Source organism: Lactobacillus delbrueckii subsp. jakobsenii ZN7a-9 = DSM 26046, assembly GCF_001888925.1.
In the GTDB taxonomy this organism is placed as follows: domain Bacteria; phylum Bacillota; class Bacilli; order Lactobacillales; family Lactobacillaceae; genus Lactobacillus; species Lactobacillus delbrueckii.
Map to the genome: position 1 here is coordinate 371,756 of NZ_CP018218.1, position 21,886 is coordinate 393,641.

Here is a 21,886-nt window from a genome sequence, read left to right on the forward strand (position 1 = left end):
TCAATTATTTCCGCTTGATCCGCTTATAAGCCCGCCGCATCTTGCGCTGGCGCTCGCGTTCAGCTTCCTCCTTGGCTTCCTGCTCCTTGCGGTACTTGAATGGGTTCTGCAAGACCAGGGTCTGGCCAACCTGGAAGAGGTTGGAGATCACCCAGTAAAGGGAGATCGCGGACTGGAAGACGATGGCCCAGATCCCGACCATGATGGCCATGACATAACTCATCATCTTAGTCATCGTGGTCTGGGAAGACTTAGGCACCGACAAAGTCGCGATGTATGAGGACAGGAAGGTAAATACTGTTGCCAAAATCGGCAGGATGTAGTATGGGTCTGGCTTGCCCAGGTCCATCCACAAGAATTTACCATTCTGCATCTCTGGCGTCCGCCAGATGGCCTGGTACAGGGCCCACATAACCGGCAACTGGATCACCATCGGCAGGCAGCCGGCGTAAGGATTGACACCCGCTTCCTTGTAAAGCTTCTGCGTTTCTTCGTTTAGCTTGTTCCGGGTCTCCAGGTCCTTGCTGGAATACTTCTCCTGCAAGGCCTTCAGTTCCGGCTGGATCTCCTGCATCTTTCTGGTGCTGTTGATCTGCACCGCGTTCAAAGGCAAGAGGATCACCCGGATGATAACCGTAAAGATGATTATGGCCCAGCCGTAGCTGCCCCCGCAGACTTTGGCAATCCAAAGCACGAACTGGGAGAGGTAGTAAACTACCCAGGCATCCCACCAGTTGCTGGAATTATGGGAGATCGGCGTTGGCTTCTGGGTGGTCTGCGTGGCGCAGCCGCTCAGAACAAGGGCAAAAACCGTCACCAGTGCCAGAGCGGCCAGAAGGCGCTTGGTACTCTTCTTCGATAAAATGTCCTTCACTATTTTTCCTCTTTATTTGGCATTTCTTCAATGACGTGGGCCAGGTTCAGCGCGTGAAGCAGGTTTTCCCGCGTCTTTTCCCAATCGAAATCGCGAGCGTAGGGCCTGGCAATCACCAAGAAGTCCAAGTCCGGCGCAATCCGGTCCCGGTTCTCGGTCAACACCGCCCTGATGTAGCGCTTGAGACGGTTGCGCACGACGGCCGTGTGACCGACCTTCTTGCCCACAGAGATGCCGACGCGAAAATGCTTATTCTGCTTTCTATGCAGGACGTAGATCACAAAAGCCCGGTTGGCAACTGATTCGCCATTTTCAAAGACGGTCTGAAAATCCTGTTCAGATTTAACTCGATATGACTTTCTCAAAGCTCTTTACACTCTTGCAAATTAAAAAAACCACTGGGATTCAGTGGCTTAAGCAGATAATACGTTTCTACCCTTTGCACGGCGTCTAGCCAAAACCTTACGGCCGTTGCTTGTAGCCATACGCTTCATGAAGCCGTGAACGCGTGAACGGTGACGCTTCTTAGGTTGGTAAGTTCTCTTAGTTGACATATCTTTGCACCTCCATTTTTTAGTGCTACGTGCACAATTTCTTATCTAGAATAGCACGGAAATCGAAAAAAACCAAGTTTTTTCTTGCAAACTTGCCCGATTTTTTCCTTAGAGTGCCTGAACCTGATCCCCGGCCTGTGGACAGAAAGCAGACCGCGAAAAAATTTTTTCCCAGCAATCAACAGGCTTTTTCGCAGACTTATCCACAGTCCACACCCTGTCAAAAACTTTTTCAACACCCTGTGGATATATCTGGTCAAAACTAGGCTCTCCTTTTGCCTATCTAAGAAAAGTTGTCCACAAGGCTTATCCACTTTTGACCACTTTTGATAAAATTATCATCAGAGTTAACAGGCTTCTTTTTGTTTCTTGTCCACAGCATGTGGATTCTGGATTTATTTCTTCCACCTGTGGAAAACCCGGTCAGTAAATGCTAAAATAATTTTGCTAAACGATTTTTTGGAGGGAATGTTTTTTGTTCGATTTAGAAAAATTCTGGGATAGCTTCAACGCTGAAATGCGGTCCGAATTTAATGAAGTATCCTACAATGCCTGGTTCAAAAACACCAAGCCGGTCTCCTTCAACAAGGACACCCATGAATTGGTAATCTCCGTCCAAACCCCCGTGGCAAAGGGGTATTGGGAGCAAAACATCTCCGCTAACCTGATCCAGTCGGCTTATGCCTACGCGGGAATCGATATCTACCCGGTTTTCGTCGTTAAAAACGGCCCGGCGCCCAGCAGCGAAAGGATGCTGGAGCCCCAGCCGCAGGCCAAGCCCGAGAAAGCCCGGCCGCAAGGCCGCGAATTCACCAAGGACCTGCGCTTAAACGAGAAGTACACCTTCGAGAACTTCATTCAAGGCGAGGGCAACAAACTGGCTGCCGGGGCCGCTTTGGCGGTTGCCGACAACCCGGGGACCTTCTACAACCCCTTGTTCATCTTCGGGGGCGTGGGCCTTGGTAAAACCCACTTGATGCAGGCGATCGGCCACCAAATGCTGGCGGAAAGACCAGATGCCAAGGTTGTCTACATTCAAAGTGAGACTTTTGTCAACGACTTCATCAATTCCATCAAGAACAAGACCCAGGACAAGTTCCGGGAGAAATACCGGACAGCTGACCTACTCTTGGTCGACGACATCCAGTTCTTCGCCAAGAAGGAAGGGATTCAAGAAGAATTCTTCCATACTTTTGAGACTCTCTATAATGATCAAAAGCAGATCGTCATGACCAGTGACCGGCTGCCAACGGAAATTCCCGACCTGTCCGAGCGGCTGGTCTCGCGTTTTGCCTGGGGACTGCAAGTTGAAATCACCCCGCCAGACCTGGAAACCCGGATCGCCATCCTGCGCAAGAAGGCTGAATCCGAAGGCCTGGAGATCGATGAAAGCACCCTGGACTATGTGGCCAGCCAGGTCGATACTAATATCCGGGAGCTGGAAGGGGCCCTGGTCAAAGTCCAGGCCCAGGCCACCATTCAAAAGCAGGACATCAACATTGGCTTAGCTCGGTCGGCTTTAGCCGACCTCAAGCTGGTCCAGAAGAGCAGGGGACTACAGATTTCCAAGATCCAGGAGGTCGTGGCCAACTACTTCCAGACCTCAGTGCCGGACCTTAAAGGAAAGAAGCGGGTAAGGCAGATCGTCATCCCGCGTCAGATTGCCATGTACCTGTCCCGCGAGCTCACCGATGCCAGCCTGCCAAAAATCGGCCAGGAATTCGGGGGCAAGGACCACACGACCGTGATGCATGCCTGCGACAAAATCGCCCGGCAGATCAAAACGGACACTGAAATCAAGTCCGCTGTTTCCGACCTGCGGCAGATGCTGGAAAGATAGGTCCGTTGATAACTTGTGGACAAGTCCATGATTTATCCACATTTTTTTAACTGGCAAAAGTCCGGATTACCGGGCTTCCGGTTAGTTATCAACAGAATTCACAGGACCTACTACTACAACTATCTATATATAAACAAATAATTAAATAAAGAGAGCAGCAAACTAACCAAGGAGGACCAGATGAAATTTACTGTACAGCGCAATCTTTTTATCAATGACTTGAATTCCGTTTTAAAGGCAGTTTCTTCAAGAGTCCAGATTCCGATTTTGAGCGGGATCAAGCTGGACCTGACGGAAACTGAACTGATCATGACTGGCAGCAATGCCGATATTTCCATTGAACTGAGCCAACCGGTTTCTGATGACTTACGGGTTGAATCAACTGGCTCCATTGTCGTGACCGCACACTTGTTCAGCGAAATCGTCCGCAAATTGCCAGGCAGGGAATTCACTTTTGAAGTCAAGGAAGGCAACCAAATCCAGATCACCTCTGACAAGGCGGACTACGTAATCAACGGCCTGGACGCCAGTGCCTACCCGCGCCTGCCGGAAATTGCCGGAACTTCCTTCAGCCTGCCGTCTAAGACCCTGCGGGAACTGATTACCCAGACTGTTTTCGCCGTATCCACCGAAGAAAGCCGGCCAACTCTGACCGGGGTCAACTTCAGCTTCAAGAACGGGCATATCAAGGCGGTGGCTACTGACTCCCACCGCCTGTCCCAAAGAATCGTCGACATCGCGGCCGGTCCAAGCGAAGACCTGTCCCTGATTATCCCGGGCAAGAACCTGCAGGAACTAGCCCAGATCATCGGCGACGCTGACCAGGATATCAAGGTTTACCTGGGCGACAGCCAGATCCGCTTTGAATTTGAAAACCTGTCCTTCTACACCCGTCTTTTGGAAGGGGCCTACCCGGACGTTGACCGCCTTTTGCCAACTGAGTCAACGACCAGCGTGCAGTTCGCCGTTTCTGACTTGATGCAGACATTGAGCCGGGCCAGCCTCTTGACCCACGCCAACCGGACCAACGCCGTCCAAATGACTTTGAACGTGGCTGACCAAACCGTCCTGGTTTCCGGTAATTCCCCGGAAGTCGGAAAGATTGAGGAAGAAGTTGGCTTCAGCAGCTTAACTGGCCGAGACCTGACCATTTCCTTCAACCCGGACTACATGGCCGCTGCCCTGCGGGCCTCAGTAACTGACTCCGTCATCATCAACTTCACGGAAAGCCTGCGGCCATTCACGGTCGTGCCAAATGACCAGTCAGTTGAATTCGTGCAGCTGATCACCCCAATCCGAACTTTCTAAAACAGACTGCCAATAATTCACAAAAGCCACTCTCCGGAGTGGCTTTTTTTCGACTATTTTTTAATACAAGCGTTTTTTACGGCTTTAAGCCCAAAATACCTGCTTTATGTACCACGATACTAAATGGGTAAATAAGCGCTCTGAGGCCCTAAAAAAGGCCTTCTTGATTGAGTTTCCCTGGAAAAAAGACTATAATTTATAAGTGGAATACTAGTTTTACATTGGTGAAGGTGAAGACTATCGAAACTTTTGCGATTAATGGTGAATTCATCACCCTCGGACAATTTTTGAAAGATGAATGTGTCGTTTCCTCGGGCGGGCAGGCCAAGTGGTACCTCAAGGACAGTCCAGTTCTGGTCAATGGGGACAAGGAAGACCGCCGGGGCAGGAAGCTCTATCCTGGTGACCGTTTGACCGTTGCCGGCAAGGAATATGAGCTGGTTCAGGGACTTTAATGTACCTGGGTCGGTTTAAGCAGAGCGGTTTCCGTAACCTGGCTCTCCTTGACCTGGAATTTGACCCACACGTGAACGTTTTTCTGGGTGAAAATGCCCAAGGCAAGACCAACCTGCTGGAAGCAATCTACTTTCTGGCCCTTAGCCGGTCCCACCGGACCAGCAATGACCGGGAGATGATTGCCTTCGGCCAGGACTTTGCCAGCCTGGCTGGCCGGGTGCACAAGCGCCAGCTGGACCTTGACCTGCGCATCGTCATCAGCAAGAAGGGCAAGAGCGCCTGGGTCAACCGTGTTGAGCAGGCCCGGCTATCCAAGTATGTGGGCCACCTTAACGCCATCCTCTTTTCTCCGGAAGATCTGGAATTGGTGAAGGGGGCCCCTTCTTTGCGCCGGCGCTTCATGGACCTGGAATTCGGCCAGATCAATCCGGAGTATCTCTATTTCGCCAGCCAGTACCGGCAGCTGCTCCAGCAGAGAAATAACTATCTCAAGCAGCTGGCCCGCCGGCAGGCCAGTGACCAGGTCCTGCTCGGGGTCTTAACTGAGCAGGTGGCCACGGCGGCCAGTGAACTGATCTGGCGGCGCTACCGCTATTTGGCTGACCTCAACCGCTACGCGGCCGAGGCCTACCGGGCCATCAGCGGGCAAAGAGAAGAGCTGCGGGTCCTTTACCGGCCTTCAGCCAAGGAGATTACGGCTGCAGACCAGCCGGCCCAGATCAAGCAGAAGCTGCTGGACCGCTTTGCGGAGATCGCTGACGATGAGCTCAGAAGGGCCACGACCCAGCTGGGTCCCCACCGCGACGACCTGGAATTCCAGCTGGACGGCAAGAATGCCCACCTGTTTGCCTCCCAAGGGCAGCAGCGGACCATTGCCCTCAGCTTGAAACTGGCGGAAATCCAGCTGATCAAGCAGCTGACGGGAGAAGAGCCGATCCTGCTTTTGGACGACGTGATGAGCGAACTGGACCAGAACCGCCAGGCAGCCCTGCTCAATTTCATCCATGGTCAAACCCAGACTTTTATTACGACAACCGATCTAGATGGTATTTCCCAGGAAATAGTCAAACAGCCGCGAATTTTTTACATCCATTCCGGCCAAATTATAGAAAAAGAGGAAGGATTAAATGGCAGACGAAGATAACAAATTGAAGAAGGCTAAGCAGTTTGAACAAGAAGCTGACAAGTACAATGCCAGCCAGATTCAGGTCCTTGGCGGCCTGGAAGCCGTACGCAAGCGTCCGGGGATGTACATTGGCTCAACCAGCTCCCAGGGCTTGCACCACCTGGTTTGGGAAATCATCGACAACGGGATCGACGAAGCCCTGGCAGGTTTCGCGACCAAGATCGAAGTCACCGTCAACGAAGACAACAGCGTGACTGTCCAAGACGACGGGCGGGGGATCCCGGTCGACATCGAAAAGAAGACCGGCCGGCCAGCCGTTGAAACTGTTTATACGGTTCTGCATGCCGGTGGTAAGTTCGGCGGTGGCGGATACAAGGTTTCCGGCGGTCTGCACGGGGTCGGGGCTTCTGTTGTCAACGCCCTGTCCACCAAGCTGAACGTCACTGTCATGCGGGATGGCAAGAAGTACCACATCGCCTTTGACCACGGCCGGGTCGTTGAAGAGCTGAAGGAAGTCGGCACGGTGCCTTTGACTGAACACGGGACCATCGTCCACTTCTGGCCGGACCCGAACATCTTCACGGAAACCACGGTTTTTGACGACAAGATCTTGAAGAACCGGATCCGGGAACTGGCCTTCTTGAACAAGGGGCTGAAGCTGACCTTCACTGACAAGCGGAAGGACACGGCGGAAACCGACGTCTACCACTTCGAAGGTGGGATCAAGGAATACGTCTCCTTCCTCAACCGGGGCCAGGAGGTACTTTTTGACGAGCCAATCTACGTGGAAGGCAAGTACGAGGGCATTGACGTTGAAGTATCTTTGCAGTACACGACCGGCTACAAGACAACCTTGATGACTTTTGCCAACAACATCCACACTTATGAAGGCGGGATGCACGAGGCGGGCTTCAAGACGGCCTTGACCCGGGTGGTCAACGACTACGCCCACAAGGCCAAGATCTTGAAGGAAAACGATGACAACCTGTCCGGGGAAGACATCCGGGAAGGGATGACGGCCGTGATTTCCGTCAAGCACCCGAACCCGCAGTTTGAAGGGCAGACCAAGACCAAGCTGGGCAACTCCGACGCCAGAACTGCCGTTGACCGCGCCTTCTCAGAAACCTTCTCCACTTTCTTGATGGAAAACCCGCAGGTGGCCCGCAAGATCGTTGAAAAGGGGCAACTGGCCGAAAGAGCCAGAGTTGCCGCCAAGCGCGCCCGGGAAGTTACCCGGAAGAAGTCCGGCCTGGAAATCGCCAACCTGCCAGGCAAATTGGCCGACAACACTTCAAATGACCCGAACATCTCAGAACTCTTCATCGTCGAAGGGGACTCCGCCGGCGGCAGCGCCAAGCAAGGGCGGAGCCGGCTGACCCAGGCCATCCTACCCATCCGGGGGAAGATCCTGAACGTGGAAAAGGCCTCAATGGACCGGATCCTGGCCAACCAGGAAATCCGGACTCTGTTTACGGCCCTGGGGACCGGCTTTGGGGCAGACTTTGACGTCTCCAAGGCCCGCTATCACAAGCTGATCATCATGACTGACGCCGACGTCGACGGGGCCCACATCCGGACCCTGCTCTTGACCCTCTTCTACCGCTACATGCGGCCGATGATCGACAAGGGCTATGTTTACATCGCCCGTCCGCCTCTGTACCAAGTGCGCCAGGGCAAGCTGATCAAGTACCTGGACACTGATGAAGAACTCCACGACTACCTGGGGTCATTGCAACCAAGCCCGAAGCCAATCGTGCAGCGCTACAAGGGGCTGGGGGAAATGGACGCTGAGCAATTGTGGGAGACGACCATGGATCCTGAAAACCGCCGCCTGGACCGGGTGGACCCGGAATACGCCAAGGACGCGGATGAAGTCTTTGAAATGCTGATGGGCAACGAAGTTGGCCCGCGGCGCAAGTTCATCGAAGACAATGCCCAATATGTTGAAAACTTGGATGCTTAATGGGAGGTAGGAATGGATAACGAAAATCAAGGACAAGACCGGCGGATCAGAAATGTCGATCTGACGCAAACGATGCGGAGCTCCTTCTTGGACTACGCTATGTCCGTCATCGTGGCCCGGGCTTTGCCAGATGTCCGCGACGGCTTGAAGCCGGTTCAGCGGCGGATCCTGTACGGGATGAACGAGCTGGCCGTGACTCCGGACAAGCCTTACAAGAAGAGTGCCAGAATCGTCGGGGACGTCATGGGTAAGTACCACCCGCACGGCGACTCCTCTATCTACCTGGCCATGGCCCACATGGCCCAGGACTTTGCCTACCGCTACATGCTGGTAGACGGGCACGGTAACTTCGGTTCCGTCGACGGCGACCGGCCGGCCGCCATGCGTTATACTGAAGCCAGAATGAGCAAGATTGCCGTGGAAATGCTCCGCGACATCAACAAGAATACGGTTGACTGGCAGAGAAACTACGACGACACGGAAAATGAACCGACCGTCCTGCCAGCAAGAATTCCTAACCTCCTGGTCAACGGTTCCAGCGGTATCGCGGTCGGGATGACTACCAACATTCCGCCGCACAACCTGTCTGAAGTCATTTCCGGTATTCACATGCTGATGAAGAACCCGGACGTGACGACCAAGGAACTGATGAAGGCCATCCCAGGGCCGGACTTCCCAACCGGCGGGATCTTGATGGGCCGGGGCGGGGTTCTGCACGCTTATGAAAGCGGCAAGGGCAACATCGTCGTCCGGGCCAAGACCGAAATCGAAACTGAAAAGAGCGGGCGGGAAAGAATCATCGTCAGCGAGATTCCTTACCTGGTCAACAAGGCCGAACTGGTCCAGAAGATCGCTGAACTGGCCCGCGACAAGGTGATCGACGGTATTACCGGGGTGCGGGATGAATCCGACCAGAGCGGGATGCGGATCACGATTGACGTGCGCCGGGATGCCAGCGCCAGCGTGGTTTTGAATAACCTCTTCAAGGAAACTCAGATGCAGTCCAACTTCGCCATGAACATGGTGGCGATCGTGGACGGGGCACCGAAGTCCCTGACCTTGAAGCAGATGCTGCAGTACTACCTGGCCCACCAGGAAGACGTCATCACCCGCCGGACCAAGTTTGACTTGGAAAAGGCTGAAGCCAGAGCCCACATCCTGGAAGGTTTGCGGGTAGCGCTGGATCATATCGACGAAATCGTCAGCTTGATCCGGAACTCTGAATCAAGCGACATCGCCAAGGCGGGCTTGATCAGCCGCTTTGACCTGGACGACCGCCAGGCCCAGGCTATCCTGGACATGCGTCTGGTCCGCCTGACCGGTTTGGAAAGAGACAAGGTCGAAGGCGAATACCAGGAGCTTTTGGTCAAGATTGCCGACTACAAGGACATTCTGGCCAAGCCTGAAAGAATCGACCAGATTATCTACGACGAGCTGCTGGACATCCAGAAGCGCTTCGGTGACAAGCGCCGGACCCAGATTACGGCCAGCGAAGTGGTCACGATCGAAGACGAAGACTTGATCGAAGAACAAGACGTCCTGTTGACTTTGAGCCACCAGGGCTATGTCAAGCGGATGCTGATCGACGACTTCAAGACCCAAAACCGCGGCGGCAGGGGGATCAAGGGGATGGGCGTCCAAAAGGGCGACTTCATCGAGCACCTGCTCTACTCAAGTACCCACGACTACCTATTCTTCTACACCAACAAGGGCAAGGTCTACATGAAGAAGGCCTACGAAATCCCAGAATACGGCAGAAGCGCCAAGGGCCTGCCAATCGTCAACCTCCTGCAGCTGGACAAGGGCGAGCACATCCAGACCGTGGTCAACCTGCCGCAAGGGCATGACGACGACTACGCCTTTTTCATCACCAAGCTGGGGACGGTCAAGCGGACCAAGATCCGGGAATTTGAAAATATCCGGACCAACGGTTTGATCGCCTTGACCTTGAAGGATGGCGACGAACTATCCAACGTCCTGACCACTGATGGCCAGCAGAACATCTTGATCGCTACCCACCAGGGCTACGCCGTGACCTTCAATGAAGATGACGTCCGGGCCATGGGGAGAAGCGCGGCCGGCGTCCGGGGGATCAACCTCCGCGAAGGCGACTACGTGGTTGGCTCAGGGATTCTGAAGCCGGAAGACGAAGTTTTGACTATCTCGGAAAAGGGCTACGGCAAGCGGACCGCGGCCAGCGAATACCCGGTCAAGGGCCGGGGCGGCAAGGGGATCCAGACCGCCAAGATCGGCGAAAAGAACGGTCCTCTGGCTGGCGTGGCCGTGGTTGACGGGCAAAGCGACATCATGTTGATCACCACTGACGGGATCATGATCCGCTTCAAGACCAGCGATGTCTCCCAGACTGGCCGGTCAACTATGGGCGTCCGCCTGATCAAGGTGGCTGACGGCAATGCCGTGGCAAGCATGGCAGTCGTGCCGGCTGAAGCTGAAGGCGAAAGCGAGCCGGAAACGGAAGTTTAGCGGCAAAGAAGCAGAAAAAAGTAAGATAAAATAAAAAATTACCAGCATTTTTGGCGTAATAGTTAGTGGGAAGAAAATCCCGGATCACGTGTAAAAAATGTTTGGTAATTTTTTTTATTTTGTGCTAAAATTAGGCATTGCGAGTAATTAGATCAATTACTCCTTGTTCTTGATTTTAGCAAGAACCATTTAGTCCAAAAGGAGGTGCAATAGTCTATGACAACCAAGTACGAAATTACTTACATCATCAAGCCAGACGTTGACGATGAAGCAAAGAAGGCCATTATTGACAAGTACACTAAGGTGATCACTGACAATGGTGGTGAAATGGTTGAAGCTAAGGACTGGGGCAAGCGTCGTTTCGCATACGAAATCGAAAAGTATCGTGAAGGTAGTTACTACATCATGACCTTCACTGCTGAAGACGCTGCAGCTGTCAAAGAATTTGCCCGTTTGAGCAAGATCGACGACTCAGTTCTGCGTTCAATGACTGTCAAGTTAGACAAGTAATTGTAGTTTCCCGTAATACAGGAATAGGAAGGAAATAAGTATGATCAATAATGTTGTACTTGTTGGCCGTTTAACACGTGATCCTGAATTACGTACTACTGGGAGCGGCATCTCGGTTGCTACGTTCACTTTGGCCGTTGACCGGCAGTTTACCAATGCATCAGGCCAGAGAGAAGCGGACTTCATCAGCTGCGTGATTTGGCGCAAGGCTGCTGAGAATTTCTGCAACTTCACCAGCAAGGGCAGTTTGGTGGGCATCCAGGGCCGAATCCAGACCAGAAACTATGATAACAAGGACGGCCAGCGAGTTTACGTCACAGAAGTCCTCGTGGACAACTTCTCACTGCTCGAATCACGCCGCGAGCGTGAAAGCCGTCAGCAAAACGGCGGATTTGGCGGCCAAGGTCAAAGCCAAAACACCGGCTTCAACACCGGATTTGGCGGCGGCAGCGGCTACGCCAACGACAACGCCTTCGGCAGCCCGGCCCAGTCAAACGGGCCAGCTAATGCCGGATTCAATGAAGATAACAAGAAAGATGCCGACGGAGACACGAACACTAACCCGTTCGACAGCTCTGACGATGCAATCAACGTCTCAAATGACGATCTTCCATTTTAAAATTACACAAGAAAGGATCTGAAGACATGCCTCAACAAAGAAGAGGTGGTCGTCGTCGCCGCAAGGTTGACTTCATCGCAGCCAACCACATCGACTACGTAGACTACAAGGATGTTGATCTGTTGAAACATTTTATCTCAGAAAGAGGTAAAATCTTGCCACGTCGTGTCACTGGTACTAGCGCTAAGAACCAACGCAAGGTTGCTAAAGCTATCAAGAGAGCCCGGATTATGGGCCTCCTGCCATTCGTAGCTGAAGACTAAGCAGCAGGATCAATAAGCAAATAAAGAGACCGAAAGGAGCTGGACTCCTCCCGGTCTCTTTTTCTTTTCTGTTTTGTGGCGGGCGGCAATAGGTTATAATGGGAGTAGTTTAATCTGCTTTAAAGATGTGGAAGAATTTTATGAAAAACTTTTTACGCAAACTTGAATTGCCAGAATTCGTCCGGGATTCCAGATTAATCATTGCCTTCTCCAGCATCGCCTTCTTGACTGTGCTGAGCACGGTTGTGGCTTTCTTCATCAACCGGATCTTCGGGGTGGCGCTTTTGCTGGTCTTGATCGTGGATGTCTTTTGGGTCGTTTTCGGCGTTTACATTCTCGCGAAAAATACCAACAATTACGCGGCCAACCTTTCCTACCGGATTAAACGGGGGGAGCAGGAGGCCATGATCAAGATGCCGCTGGGGATCCTCCTTTACGACGAGTCCCGGCACATCCAATGGGTCAACCCTTACTTGCAGCTCTATCTGGGCGACAAGGACGCTATCGGCAAGACGATTACAGCGGTTGACCGGAAACTGGGCAAGCTGGTTGAAGAAGCCCTTGAGGCCCAGACTTCGGAAAGCAAGGTGGTCAAGTGGGGGGATCACCAATTTGAAATGGTTGTCCAAGACAGCATCGGGGTCATCTACCTGCTCGACATTACCCGTTATGCCGACCTGGCTGACAAGTACCGGGCTGAGCGCCTGGCTATCGGGCAGATTTTTGTCGACAACTACGACGAGCTCAGCGAGCGGATGCACGACCAGGAACTGGCCAGAACCAGCACCTACCTGCAGACGACTTTGAACGACTATGCCAAGAAGTTCAAGGCCTACTTGAAGCGGATTGATGAGGACCACTTTTTGCTTCTGGCCCACTTGCAGGACCTGGAAGCCATGGAAGAAGACAAGTTCTCAGTTTTGGACAAGATCCGCCTGGAAACCAGCCGGAACAACACTCCTTTGACCTTGTCGGTCGGGATTGCCTACGGGGGTGAGTCGCTGAGAAAGATCGCCAACCAGGCCCAGGCCAACTTGGACCTGGCCCTTGGCCGGGGCGGGGACCAGGTTGTCCTCAGGGAACTGGGCCAGGTAGCCCGCTTCTACGGGGGTAAGTCCAACCCAATGGAGAAGCGCACCCGGGTCCGGGCCAGAATGGTTTCCCAGGCCTTGGGCGAGCTCTTCAAGGATGTTGACCAGGTCTTCGTCCAGGGGCACCAGCGGCCCGATATGGACTCTGTCGGCAGCGGGATCGGGGTTGTCAAGATCGCCCGCCTACACGGGGCGAAGGCCCACTTTTTGCTAGACACGGCCCACTGCAACTATGACGTTGACCGCCTGGTCAAGAAGATGCAAGCGGCAGACCCCCAGCTGGACCTTTTTGTTAGTCCGGATGAGGCCAACGCGGTCGCGACGGACAACTCCCTTTTGGTCATGGTGGACCACTCCAAGTACTCCATCACTTATGACCAGCGCCTCTATGACCGCTTGAGGAACCGGATCGTGGTGATCGACCATCACCGGCGGGGGGAAGAATTCCCGGAGAACCCGATGCTGACTTATGTGGAGCCATATGCTTCCTCAGCCAGCGAACTGGTGACGGAAATGGTGGAATACCAGCAGCCAGCTGAAGACAACCGGGTTTTGACCAACCTGGAAGCCACGGCCATGCTGGCCGGGATCACGGTCGACACCAAGGAATTCTCCTTGCGCACGGGGACGAGAACCTTTGACGCGGCCAGCTACCTGCGGTCGATCGGGGCGGACTCCTCGGTGGTCAGTGAGCTTTTGAAGGAGGACATTTCCAGCTTCCTGGTTAAGAGCCACCTGGTGGCCAGCCTGCAGATGCTGCGGCCGAAGATGGCGGTCATGCAGGGGCCGGAGGACAAGGTGATCGACCCGATCTTGACGGCCCAGGCAGCCGATATGGCGCTTGATTTGGAAGGGGTGTCGGCATCTTTTGCCATCACCAGAAGAAGCGGGGACAAGGTCGGGATTTCAGCCCGGTCGATGGGCCACATTAACGTCCAGGTTATTATGGAGAAGCTGGGCGGGGGCGGCCACTTGTCCAACGCGGCGACCCAGATCAAGGATATTACGGTCAAAGAAGCCAGTCAGCGCTTGCTGGCGGCAATTGACGAATATCTGGAAGAAAACAGTTAAAGAAGAAAAGGAGCAATGAACGATGAAAGTTATTTTTATGCAAGACGTTAAGGGCAGAGGCAAGCGGGGTCAGGTCAAGGACGTGCCGGACGGCTACGCCCAAAACTACCTGATCAAGCGGGGCCTGGCCAAGGAAGCCAACAAGGGCAACCTGAACACCCTGAAGCGGGTGGAAGCCAAGGAAAAGGCTGAATACGAAGCTCAAAAGGCAGCTGCCCAAGAGATCAAGAAGCAGCTGGAAGCTGACGAAACTGTGGTTGAACTGAAGTCCAAGGCCGGCAGCGACTCCCGCCTCTTCGGTTCAATCTCCAGCAAGAAGATCATCGAAGGCCTGGACAAGCAGTTCGGCATCAAGCTGGACAAGCACAAGCTGGAACTGCGGGAACCAATCAAGGTTCTGGGCTACACTAATGTGCCAGTCAAGCTCTTCAAGGGCGTTGAATCAAAGGTCCGGGTCCACGTTACCAAAGAAAATTAAGAAGCTGAAAGAAGCCGTGATTGATGGATAATCTTGTCACGCAGCAGATCCCGCATGATTCTGCTGCTGAAAAAGCCGTTTTAGGGGCGATTTTCATTGATCCCGAAGTCATCAACGAAGTCAGCTCGGTCTTAGAGCCGGCTGACTTTTATGAACATGCCAACCGCCTGGTCTATAGCGCCCTTTTGGCTCTCTATGACGAGAGTAGGTCAATCGACCTGGTTACCTTGCAAGAGGAGCTCAAGCGGCGGGGACAATTGGAAGAACTGGGCGACATGGCCTACGTGTCAGAGCTTTTGCTGGCAACGCCAACTGCCTTTCACGCCAAGGACTATGCCCGCATCGTCCACCAGAAGGCACAGTTGCGCAATTTGATCAATGCCAGCCAGAAGATCATCTCCAGTGCCATTCAAGGGTCCGACAGCGTGGATGAGATCCTCAGCAACGCTGAAAATGAGATCATGAACGTCTCCAATGAAAAGGGGAGCGGGGGATTTCATAAGATTGAGGACCTGATTGCCGGAGCCTTTGAGCAGATTTCAAATAATGCCCAGAACCAGGACGCGGTCACGGGTTTACGGACGGGTTTTGCCTATCTGGACGAGATGACGACGGGGCTGCATGATGACGAATTGATCATTTTGGCGGCCCGGCCGGGTGTCGGGAAGACCTCTTTTGCCATGAACATCGCCAAGAATGTGGGCATTACTGAGAAGAAGCCGGTAGCGGTCTTTTCCCTGGAAATGTCTGGTGAACAGCTGGTCCAGCGGATGCTGGCGTCAACGGGCTTGATCGACTCCCAGCACCTCAGAACGGGGATCCTGGACAGGGATGAGTGGAACCAGCTGGACATGGCAGCAAGTGTCTTGCGACAGGCTCCGATCTATATCGATGACACGCCGGGGATCAAGATCAGCGAAATCCGGTCCGAGTGCCTGGCCCTGCAAAAGGAGCTGGGCGACCTGGGCTTGGTCGTGATCGACTACCTGCAGCTGATTGAAGGGCCAAAGACTGAGTCCCGCCAGCAGGAAGTTTCCGCGATCTCCCGCCAGCTCAAGAAGATGGCCAAGGAATTGCACGTGCCGGTAATCTCCCTGTCGCAGTTGTCGCGGTCAGTTGAGCAGCGGCAGGACAAGAGGCCAATTTTGTCAGACTTGCGGGAATCCGGGTCAATCGAACAGGACGCCGACATCGTTGGCTTCCTCTACCGGGACGATTACTACCGGGATGAGGATGCTGACGGCGAGGAACCGAAGGAAGATCCGGAAAATGTTGAAGTTGAAGTTATTATTGAAAAGAACCGGTCAGGCCGGCGGGGATCAGCCAAACTGATGTTCTCAAAGCCTTACAACCGCTTCTCCAACCTGGACCCAGGCCATGAGGCCCAGGGGTAGGGGAAAGACAGCAAAAAAGCGCGAATCGTTGCTGATTCGCGCTTTTTGTTATTCTTGCTTGATGTCGTAGGCATCAAAGAAGATTGGCCCTTTCTTTGAATCATTGAAATTCGGCCGGTTCTTGTAAGGATCCTCGCTCCTGTTGAAGGGCAGGGTAAGGCTCTGCCGGGCCGTTTCAATGATGTTGTTAAAAATCTGCCGGAAGATAGCCCGCATTTCCGGATCCATGGCAAAGTATGCCCGGCCAAAGCGGTAGGTGCCGGTAAAACCACTGATCTGTTTGATCTTAGTGATGTCCAGGCTGCCAAAAGCCTCAAAAAGGGCGGACCACATCTGCCCTCTTTTTTCCGCGGGAATCTGATGGTTGAAGGCGATCAGGGAGTGGCGGATCACCCGGGCTGTAGCCGTGAGGCCCTCTTGCGCCAAAACATAGCTATCCCGGCCAACGCTCCAGGTTCTTGGGTCGTGCTGGCTGAGGACTGGCTGGTTGCACTTGACGACCAAGACGCGCTCAGTATGGTCCAGCATGCAGCCGATAATGGAGCTTTCCGGGATGTAGGTCTTCATCTTTTTGATATTGTCTTGGAAGCCGCTGGTTCCGTAAATTTGGTGCCGGTAGCCAGGTCCGTCAAAGCTGTATGACTTGATGACCCGGGCTTGAATCTGCGGATCAGCAAAGGCCAAAGCGTAGTGGGCGTAGTTGCCCCCCTTGGAGTGGCCGGTGATATAGATCCGGTCATTTGGGTAGGCCTGGCCGATCTGGTTGAGATACTTGGCGGCCAGCCTCTGTCCGGTAATTTCCGGTGTATAATTCATGACCATGTCCTCGCTCCAGCCGATCATGGACTGGTCGGTGCCCCGGTAGGCGACCAGGATGGTCCGGTCGTCCAGGCGGAAGGCGCCAGCGTTGAACTGGATGGGTTCAGGCTCAATCTCTATCTTGTTGACCCAGTCCAGAACGGTCAAGTCAGCCAGACGGGGAGACTTGGGCAAGAGCAGGAGTTCAGTTTTGTCCAGATTTTGCCAGCGGTCAGGCTCACGTTGGTAGATGGACTGGCAGACCTCGCCTAGGCTGTGGCCAACCGTACTGCTGTCAAAGGGAAGGTAGGCCAGGGATGCCATTAAGGAAGCATCCAGGCTGTTGAAAGGGCAAGCTTGAAAAGGCAGATCGCCTCGCCAGCGCAGATAGTCTAATGTTGATGCCATCGCAAAAACCTGCTGCAAAAAACGTGTGTAATGTAGCCAAATAGTAATCTTTGACTATGTATTGTCCGAAGACATGAATACAGACATTTTTCTTATTGCCGTCATCACCGGTATTCCGATATCCCAACAAGGGGGTAACCGCATTGACCAGCGCAGGTACCGAAGCACCACTCTTGCAACTTCATGGAAAGGCTCTCGCCAATCCTCGGGTACAGCCAACCCGCATGACTAAGGCCAGGGCCTTAGCCATTAATTCTCCTTTCTTTAATATTTATAGTGCATGATTTAATTCTGGGTACTCAGTCAGTGCTAAAAGACTAAGCATCGCATTCTTACCTCGATCTACGACCTTATTGTAGTTCGGGCATTTTTCGTTGTAGCAGACGTACTCATTGTGTTTAGTACCATGCTTCTTGTTTCCATAAAGGGTGATCTTGTCATCACCTTTTTTGACATTGCCACAGGCCGCACAACGCTGAGTAGACGGATACAGCTTGTTTGCCAGGATAAGTTCCTTACCATACCAATCGCACTTGTAAGTCAAGATCTGCTTAAACTTGCCAAACATCGACCGATGAACACCCTTCTGTTAACTCTTATATATAATCAAACATATCAAATACGTTTTTAGCCACTAGTATTACGCTCCTTAGCTAACATTGTACATTATTGCGCAAAAAGCGGGGCGGGGAAGGCTTTATGTTGATTGAATGTAATTCTTTATTTACGCCGATTGTAAAATTAAACTGAACACTGTTCCGATCCAGTAAGAAAAATCGTTTTCACTGGATTAGAGCACAAAAAATCCATTTCAACCATCTGGTAGAATATGAATTACCACAAACATTTCTAGAGAGGTTAAAATGGATCATTCTTATTCTAACACTAAACCACACCAAAAGGGCAAGCACCTTACGCTAAACGACCGGACTACAATCCAGGAGCTGCACTCTAAGGGCTACTCTAATCGTGCTATAGCTAGAGAACTTAACTGCTCACCAAGCACGGTCGGATATGAGCTCAAAAGAGGCACAGTATCCCTGTATACCGGCAATGTGAGGCGGTATAAAGCTGTCGAAGGGCAAAGCACTTACGAACTACATAGAAGCGAATGCGGCCGCAAGAGCTTGTTTCTTCGCAGACATAAGTTCATCGACTATGTTTCCCACTGCTTTCATAATCAAGGCTGGTCTCTTGATGCTTGCGTGGGTTATGCTTTGGCCAAGGGAATCTTCCAGAAAGATCAGGTCGTATCAACCAAAACTCTGTATAACTACGTTGACTTGGGCCTAATGGACATCAAGAACGGTGATCTTCCAGAGAAGGTCAAGCGCAATACTAAGACTCGTCGTGCCCGTGTAAACAAGCGTATCCTGGGACGAAGCATCGATGAACGTAGTCCTAGAATCGAAAGCCGTAAGGACTTTGGCCACTGGGAATGCGATCTGGTTCTTGGACACAAGACTAAGGACGACGATGTGTTGCTTACTCTGTGCGAACGAAAGACGCGTCAGTTCTTCATGATCAAGATTGAGGATAAGACCTCAGCTAGCGTTATGAAGGCATTTGATAAGCTTCGAGAGTACTACGGATCCAAATGGAATCAAATCTTTAAGTCTATCACAACTGACAACGGATCTGAGTTCGCAGATCTATCCAATCTTGAGCAAGTTTCCAAGACTCTTGTGTACTACGCTCATCCTTATACATCTTGTGATAAAGGCAGCGTAGAACGGCACAACGGGCTTATCAGACGCTATATTCCCAAGGGAGACCGTATGGATAAGTACAGTGTGGAAGATATTGCTAAGATCGAGGTATGGTGCAACTCTCTTCCTCGGAAGATCTTAAACTACAAGACTCCAGAAGAGTACTTTGACACCGAACTTGACCGCATTTACCGGCGTAGATAGTCAAAATCTACCAGATGTTATGGTAAGTGTTCAATTTATTCTTGCAATTGGCGAATTCTTTATTTACAAAAAAATTTAAAGGTATATGATTATGGCATAAAAATGAAAGGAAATGAGATGAATGAAAGTTGTAACAGTTAAGTCAATCTGGCTGACCCTGCTCACGGTCTTGAGCTTTGTCCTACCATTTTGGGGCTGGCTGCCACTGGTGTACTTGTACAGCCAACGGCAGGATCCGGCCATGCAGGGGATGGAAAAGACACTTAAGCTCGCGGCTGGCGTGCAAGTAGCGTACTTGGTGATTTTGGCGGTAATCTTCTACTTCTTTGTCCCGATTCACGGTTAAAAACAGATAATTTCAATTTTTTTAGTACAAGATCTTGTGAATGCCTCCTTGTCAGCTAAGTCTTTATAGAGAAATATTTTATCACTCTGTCAGTTCTTTTCACGTGAGGGCTACTTGCTGCCGGGCGAGTAAGTGATGCGCTTGATATCCGGGTATTTGCGCAGGTTCATGATGATCTGGTTTTCATCGATCCGGCCGGCGATTTCGCCATCGCATCTGAAAAGGACATGGTCGTCAGAGACGCTGATGATCTTGATGCTGAGCTGGTGGACCTCGTTTTTTTCCAGTTCGCTTTGAATGGTTTCCAGGATATGGGGCGTGTTGCTGGCTTCGATCAAGAGGCTGATGCTGACCTTGCGGAGCAGGTTGAGGACCGTTTCTTCCCGCAAAAAGCGCTGCATGAGCAGGAGCAGGACGGCGGCCACGATTCCAACCCAGTAAAGGCCGACCCCAATCGCGATTCCGATGGCTGAAGTGGCCCAGAGTCCCCCGGCGGTCGTCAATCCGGAAATCTGCTCTTTATGGACCAGGATGGTCCCGGCACCGATAAAGGAGATTCCCGTGACCGTCAAAGAGGCGATTCGCGATGGATCGTAAGAAACGTTGCTGAAAGTGAGCATGTCGTAGAACCCATACTTGGAGACGATAGAAAACAGGGTGGAGGCAATGGCTACCACGACGTGAGTATGCAGGCCCGCGCTCTTTCTCTGGGTTGCCCGCTCAAAGCCAATCAGGCCGCCGCAAAAGGCGGACAGCAGGATCCGCAGAAGCCAGACCAGTTGAAAGCTGACAGGTATGCCGGTAAATTTTTCCATATTTTTCCTCCTTGCTGATTTTAGTTCTTTCGGCGCAAATAAGCCGAAAAAATAAAAAAATTCCAAAAAGACTTGCAAAAGTCTGCAATTAATGATTAAATTAATAACTGTGTTAAGGCACAAGAGTTGCTGACTTAGCTCAGTTGGCAGAGCACTTCACTAGTAATGAAGGGGTCGGAGGTTCGAATCCTCTAGTCAGCATTATACAGATTCTTGTTTACGATTAAACTTTATTTATCAGCGTTTTGCAAAGATAAATAAAGTTTTTTTGTAATATCGATCTATTGACAGTTTATCAGAATGATAAGTCAGCAGCAGAAAATATGGAATCGTTTAATAAAGGGACTGTTAACTAGCTAGCTAACAGTCCTTTTTTTGACGAAAGGGAAGATTTGATGAAAATTGGCGAAGCACTGCGTAAAAAAAGATTGGAACTAGGGTTGACCCAGCAAGAAATGTGCGAAGGCATCCTTAGCCGACCTTTTTATGCAAAGGTTGAAAGTGGAAAAAATCGAATTAACGTGGAAAGCTTGTTCAAAATATTATTCGCGCGGCAAATCGACCTTGTCGAATTTGGCAAGCTGGTTCAAGGAACGTACGATTCGGCAGAAAATACGGCTGAGAAGCGGTATCAAAGCCAGATGAACGTGGCAGTAAGTACCAAAGAACTTAAATTAATGGAAAAATACTGTCAGGACATAATTGAGTCGTCGAATGATTCCGCAGCACTAGCTGTTTATATGGTTGAATTTAGTAGATCTCAATATTTAACATTAGATTTAAGTGCAATAAACTTAGGGGGGCAATTACAGAACATTGTAGGACCAATGATATTTGGAGAATCTGCCGCATCTAATTCGTTGGCTCTTTTGAGTATGTGTGTTTTGACTTTAAGTTTTACGGTGATTGAGTTAAGAAGAATACTTAGTTTATGCAGAAAAAAATAGCACAATGAATGTCGTCATGACACTATATTGAATGCACGCGAGTTAGGTTAAATACAAAAAAGAGCTGATCACGGCTCTTTTTTGTGGCATTCAATTTTAGCATGATTGACCGCCGCCGCCGGACGGCTACGGAATGGGCAATGCCTTGATCAAAATAGGCGATGCCCTTTTTTTCGTCGTAATTTTGCACTGCATCCAGGTTTATCAAGCTTTGCCGGTCAGCAGGGACCAAGCTTGGATACCTTTTTTCATAATCCTTGAGGGTGCCCAGGCAATCGAAGACCTTATTTTTGGCGTAAACCCGCAAGGTCTTGAAAGGCTGATTCCATATTTGGAAAACGGAAACTTCGGCTTGGCCTTTAGTCAGAAGCATGGACAATGTAATTTTGGATTTTGAAAAAATGGTTGAAAGAAAAGCTAAGCGACTGTCCCGTAAAGAGATCACGTCGGCAAGCAGTCTCAGCAGTCTTTGCACGGGGCATGAAATCAGCAATTTTGGGATCGGCGAGCTCCTTTTTAAGCTGTTTCAGTAGTGGATGAAATAATATTATTTTTTTATTAAAAAGTATTTACTTTCTCATTTTTAGGTACTAGAATACCGGTATAAACAACAGTGATAGAATCGGTT

20 protein-coding genes, 1 tRNA gene and 2 pseudogenes are annotated in these 21,886 nt (G+C 51.4%); 16 read left to right on the forward strand and 7 right to left on the reverse strand.

All coding sequences use genetic code 11. The features are described from left to right. Positions 1–4 precede the first annotated feature (4 nt). From LJ046_RS02025 to rpmH, 3 genes are read right to left on the reverse strand one after another with little or no spacing between them, the layout of a single operon-like run. Positions 5–874, reverse strand: a complete 870-nt coding sequence (locus LJ046_RS02025; protein WP_002879419.1) for a YidC/Oxa1 family membrane protein insertase — start codon at positions 872–874, stop codon at positions 5–7. Then, positions 874–1,239 carry a ribonuclease P protein component gene (gene rnpA, locus LJ046_RS02030; RefSeq protein ID WP_002879420.1) on the reverse strand — a complete coding sequence of 122 codons (366 nt, stop codon included), beginning with the start codon at positions 1,237–1,239 and terminating at the stop codon, positions 874–876. The genes LJ046_RS02025 and rnpA overlap by 1 nt, the downstream gene beginning before the upstream one ends. Before the next feature lie 48 nt (positions 1,240–1,287). After that, positions 1,288–1,428, reverse strand: a complete 141-nt coding sequence (gene rpmH / locus LJ046_RS02035) for a 50S ribosomal protein L34 (protein ID WP_002879421.1) — start codon at positions 1,426–1,428, stop codon at positions 1,288–1,290. Positions 1,429–1,903: 475 nt separating this feature from the next. Between rpmH and dnaA the strand changes: the two genes are divergently transcribed. The 12 genes from dnaA to dnaB all read left to right on the forward strand — a co-directional run bounded on the left by dnaA (position 1,904) and on the right by dnaB (position 16,031). After that, positions 1,904–3,268 carry a chromosomal replication initiator protein DnaA gene (gene dnaA, locus LJ046_RS02040; RefSeq protein ID WP_002879422.1) on the forward strand — a complete coding sequence of 455 codons (1,365 nt, stop codon included), beginning with the start codon at positions 1,904–1,906 and terminating at the stop codon, positions 3,266–3,268. A gap of 180 nt (positions 3,269–3,448) precedes the next feature. Then, positions 3,449–4,576 (forward strand): DNA polymerase III subunit beta, encoded by a 1,128-nt coding sequence (gene dnaN, locus LJ046_RS02045; protein ID WP_002879423.1) that lies wholly within the window; start codon positions 3,449–3,451, stop codon positions 4,574–4,576. Between the two features lie 224 nt (positions 4,577–4,800). Continuing rightward, positions 4,801–5,031, forward strand: coding sequence for a S4 domain-containing protein YaaA (gene yaaA / locus LJ046_RS02050; RefSeq protein WP_035176726.1), 231 nt, complete (start codon positions 4,801–4,803; stop codon positions 5,029–5,031). Further along, positions 5,031–6,176 (forward strand): DNA replication/repair protein RecF, encoded by a 1,146-nt coding sequence (gene recF, locus LJ046_RS02055; RefSeq protein WP_002879425.1) that lies wholly within the window; start codon positions 5,031–5,033, stop codon positions 6,174–6,176. The genes yaaA and recF overlap by 1 nt, the downstream gene beginning before the upstream one ends. Further along, positions 6,160–8,121: a DNA topoisomerase (ATP-hydrolyzing) subunit B gene (gene gyrB, locus LJ046_RS02060; RefSeq protein ID WP_002879426.1), complete on the forward strand. Its 1,962-nt coding sequence runs from the start codon at positions 6,160–6,162 to the stop codon at positions 8,119–8,121. Before recF ends, gyrB begins: the two co-directional genes overlap by 17 nt. Before the next feature lie 12 nt (positions 8,122–8,133). Further along, entirely contained in the window at positions 8,134–10,605 is a 2,472-nt protein-coding gene (gene gyrA, locus LJ046_RS02065; RefSeq protein ID WP_002879428.1) for a DNA gyrase subunit A, read from the forward strand. A 216-nt stretch (positions 10,606–10,821) separates the two neighbouring features. Then, entirely contained in the window at positions 10,822–11,115 is a 294-nt protein-coding gene (rpsF, locus tag LJ046_RS02070; protein WP_002879429.1) for a 30S ribosomal protein S6, read from the forward strand. A gap of 40 nt (positions 11,116–11,155) precedes the next feature. After that, the gene (gene ssb / locus LJ046_RS02075) at positions 11,156–11,734 is read left to right on the forward strand and encodes a single-stranded DNA-binding protein (RefSeq protein ID WP_002879431.1); all 579 of its coding nucleotides are present in this window, start codon (positions 11,156–11,158) and stop codon (positions 11,732–11,734) included. A gap of 26 nt (positions 11,735–11,760) precedes the next feature. Then, entirely contained in the window at positions 11,761–11,997 is a 237-nt protein-coding gene (gene rpsR, locus LJ046_RS02080; RefSeq protein WP_002879432.1) for a 30S ribosomal protein S18, read from the forward strand. Positions 11,998–12,137: 140 nt separating this feature from the next. Next, complete coding sequence (locus tag LJ046_RS02085; RefSeq protein ID WP_002879433.1) at positions 12,138–14,159, forward strand: DHH family phosphoesterase; 2,022 nt, start codon at positions 12,138–12,140, stop codon at positions 14,157–14,159. Positions 14,160–14,181: 22 nt separating this feature from the next. After that, entirely contained in the window at positions 14,182–14,637 is a 456-nt protein-coding gene (gene rplI, locus LJ046_RS02090; RefSeq protein WP_002879434.1) for a 50S ribosomal protein L9, read from the forward strand. A gap of 23 nt (positions 14,638–14,660) precedes the next feature. Then, positions 14,661–16,031, forward strand: coding sequence for a replicative DNA helicase (dnaB, locus tag LJ046_RS02095; protein ID WP_002879435.1), 1,371 nt, complete (start codon positions 14,661–14,663; stop codon positions 16,029–16,031). A 48-nt stretch (positions 16,032–16,079) separates the two neighbouring features. On the opposite strand, the gene LJ046_RS02100 is transcribed toward dnaB, so the two are convergent. Further along, on the reverse strand, positions 16,080–17,237 hold the full coding sequence (locus LJ046_RS02100) for a DUF2974 domain-containing protein (RefSeq protein ID WP_002879436.1): 1,158 nt from the start codon (positions 17,235–17,237) through the stop codon (positions 16,080–16,082). A 271-nt stretch (positions 17,238–17,508) separates the two neighbouring features. Further along, a pseudogene (locus LJ046_RS02105) lies at positions 17,509–17,823 on the reverse strand (zinc ribbon domain-containing protein); the annotation flags it as partial. 277 nt (positions 17,824–18,100) lie between these two features. On the opposite strand from LJ046_RS02105, the gene LJ046_RS02110 reads away from it, so the two are divergent. Both LJ046_RS02110 and LJ046_RS02115 read left to right on the forward strand, forming a co-directional pair. Beyond that, positions 18,101–19,150, forward strand: coding sequence for an IS30-like element ISL7 family transposase (locus LJ046_RS02110; protein ID WP_002878880.1), 1,050 nt, complete (start codon positions 18,101–18,103; stop codon positions 19,148–19,150). Positions 19,151–19,271: 121 nt separating this feature from the next. Beyond that, positions 19,272–19,496 (forward strand): hypothetical protein, encoded by a 225-nt coding sequence (locus tag LJ046_RS02115; protein WP_002879886.1) that lies wholly within the window; start codon positions 19,272–19,274, stop codon positions 19,494–19,496. A 110-nt stretch (positions 19,497–19,606) separates the two neighbouring features. Here the strand turns inward: LJ046_RS02115 and LJ046_RS02120 are convergent, their stop codons facing one another. Continuing rightward, positions 19,607–20,311 carry an MgtC/SapB family protein gene (locus LJ046_RS02120; protein ID WP_002879885.1) on the reverse strand — a complete coding sequence of 235 codons (705 nt, stop codon included), beginning with the start codon at positions 20,309–20,311 and terminating at the stop codon, positions 19,607–19,609. Between the two features lie 128 nt (positions 20,312–20,439). Between LJ046_RS02120 and LJ046_RS02125 the strand changes: the two genes are divergently transcribed. Both LJ046_RS02125 and LJ046_RS10320 read left to right on the forward strand, forming a co-directional pair. Next, positions 20,440–20,512, forward strand: a tRNA-Thr gene (locus tag LJ046_RS02125). Between the two features lie 194 nt (positions 20,513–20,706). Further along, positions 20,707–21,258 carry a helix-turn-helix domain-containing protein gene (locus tag LJ046_RS10320; RefSeq protein WP_002879883.1) on the forward strand — a complete coding sequence of 184 codons (552 nt, stop codon included), beginning with the start codon at positions 20,707–20,709 and terminating at the stop codon, positions 21,256–21,258. Between the two features lie 22 nt (positions 21,259–21,280). Here LJ046_RS10320 and LJ046_RS10685 read toward each other — a convergent pair. Further along, positions 21,281–21,574, reverse strand: a pseudogene (locus LJ046_RS10685) (LytTR family transcriptional regulator DNA-binding domain-containing protein); the annotation flags it as partial. Between the last annotated feature and the right edge of the window lie 312 nt (positions 21,575–21,886).

Bases quoted from the DNA above. Each gene is read 5' to 3' on its own strand.
- rplI (WP_002879434.1), top strand. From the start codon at position 14,182: ATGAAAGTTATTTTTATGCAAGACGTTAAGGGCAGAGGCAAGCGGGGT.
- rpsF (WP_002879429.1), top strand. From the start codon at position 10,822: ATGACAACCAAGTACGAAATTACTTACATCATCAAGCCAGACGTTGAC.
- ssb (WP_002879431.1), top strand. From the start codon at position 11,156: ATGATCAATAATGTTGTACTTGTTGGCCGTTTAACACGTGATCCTGAA.
- dnaB (WP_002879435.1), top strand. From the start codon at position 14,661: ATGGATAATCTTGTCACGCAGCAGATCCCGCATGATTCTGCTGCTGAA.
- LJ046_RS02085 (WP_002879433.1), top strand. From the start codon at position 12,138: ATGAAAAACTTTTTACGCAAACTTGAATTGCCAGAATTCGTCCGGGAT.
- LJ046_RS02110 (WP_002878880.1), top strand. From the start codon at position 18,101: ATGGATCATTCTTATTCTAACACTAAACCACACCAAAAGGGCAAGCAC.
- LJ046_RS02120 (WP_002879885.1), bottom strand. From the start codon at position 20,311: ATGGAAAAATTTACCGGCATACCTGTCAGCTTTCAACTGGTCTGGCTT.
- rpsR (WP_002879432.1), top strand. From the start codon at position 11,761: ATGCCTCAACAAAGAAGAGGTGGTCGTCGTCGCCGCAAGGTTGACTTC.
- gyrB (WP_002879426.1), top strand. From the start codon at position 6,160: ATGGCAGACGAAGATAACAAATTGAAGAAGGCTAAGCAGTTTGAACAA.
- LJ046_RS02100 (WP_002879436.1), bottom strand. From the start codon at position 17,237: ATGGCATCAACATTAGACTATCTGCGCTGGCGAGGCGATCTGCCTTTT.
- rpmH (WP_002879421.1), bottom strand. From the start codon at position 1,428: ATGTCAACTAAGAGAACTTACCAACCTAAGAAGCGTCACCGTTCACGC.
- dnaN (WP_002879423.1), top strand. From the start codon at position 3,449: ATGAAATTTACTGTACAGCGCAATCTTTTTATCAATGACTTGAATTCC.
- gyrA (WP_002879428.1), top strand. From the start codon at position 8,134: ATGGATAACGAAAATCAAGGACAAGACCGGCGGATCAGAAATGTCGAT.
- recF (WP_002879425.1), top strand. From the start codon at position 5,031: ATGTACCTGGGTCGGTTTAAGCAGAGCGGTTTCCGTAACCTGGCTCTC.
- LJ046_RS10320 (WP_002879883.1), top strand. From the start codon at position 20,707: ATGAAAATTGGCGAAGCACTGCGTAAAAAAAGATTGGAACTAGGGTTG.
- LJ046_RS02115 (WP_002879886.1), top strand. From the start codon at position 19,272: ATGAAAGTTGTAACAGTTAAGTCAATCTGGCTGACCCTGCTCACGGTC.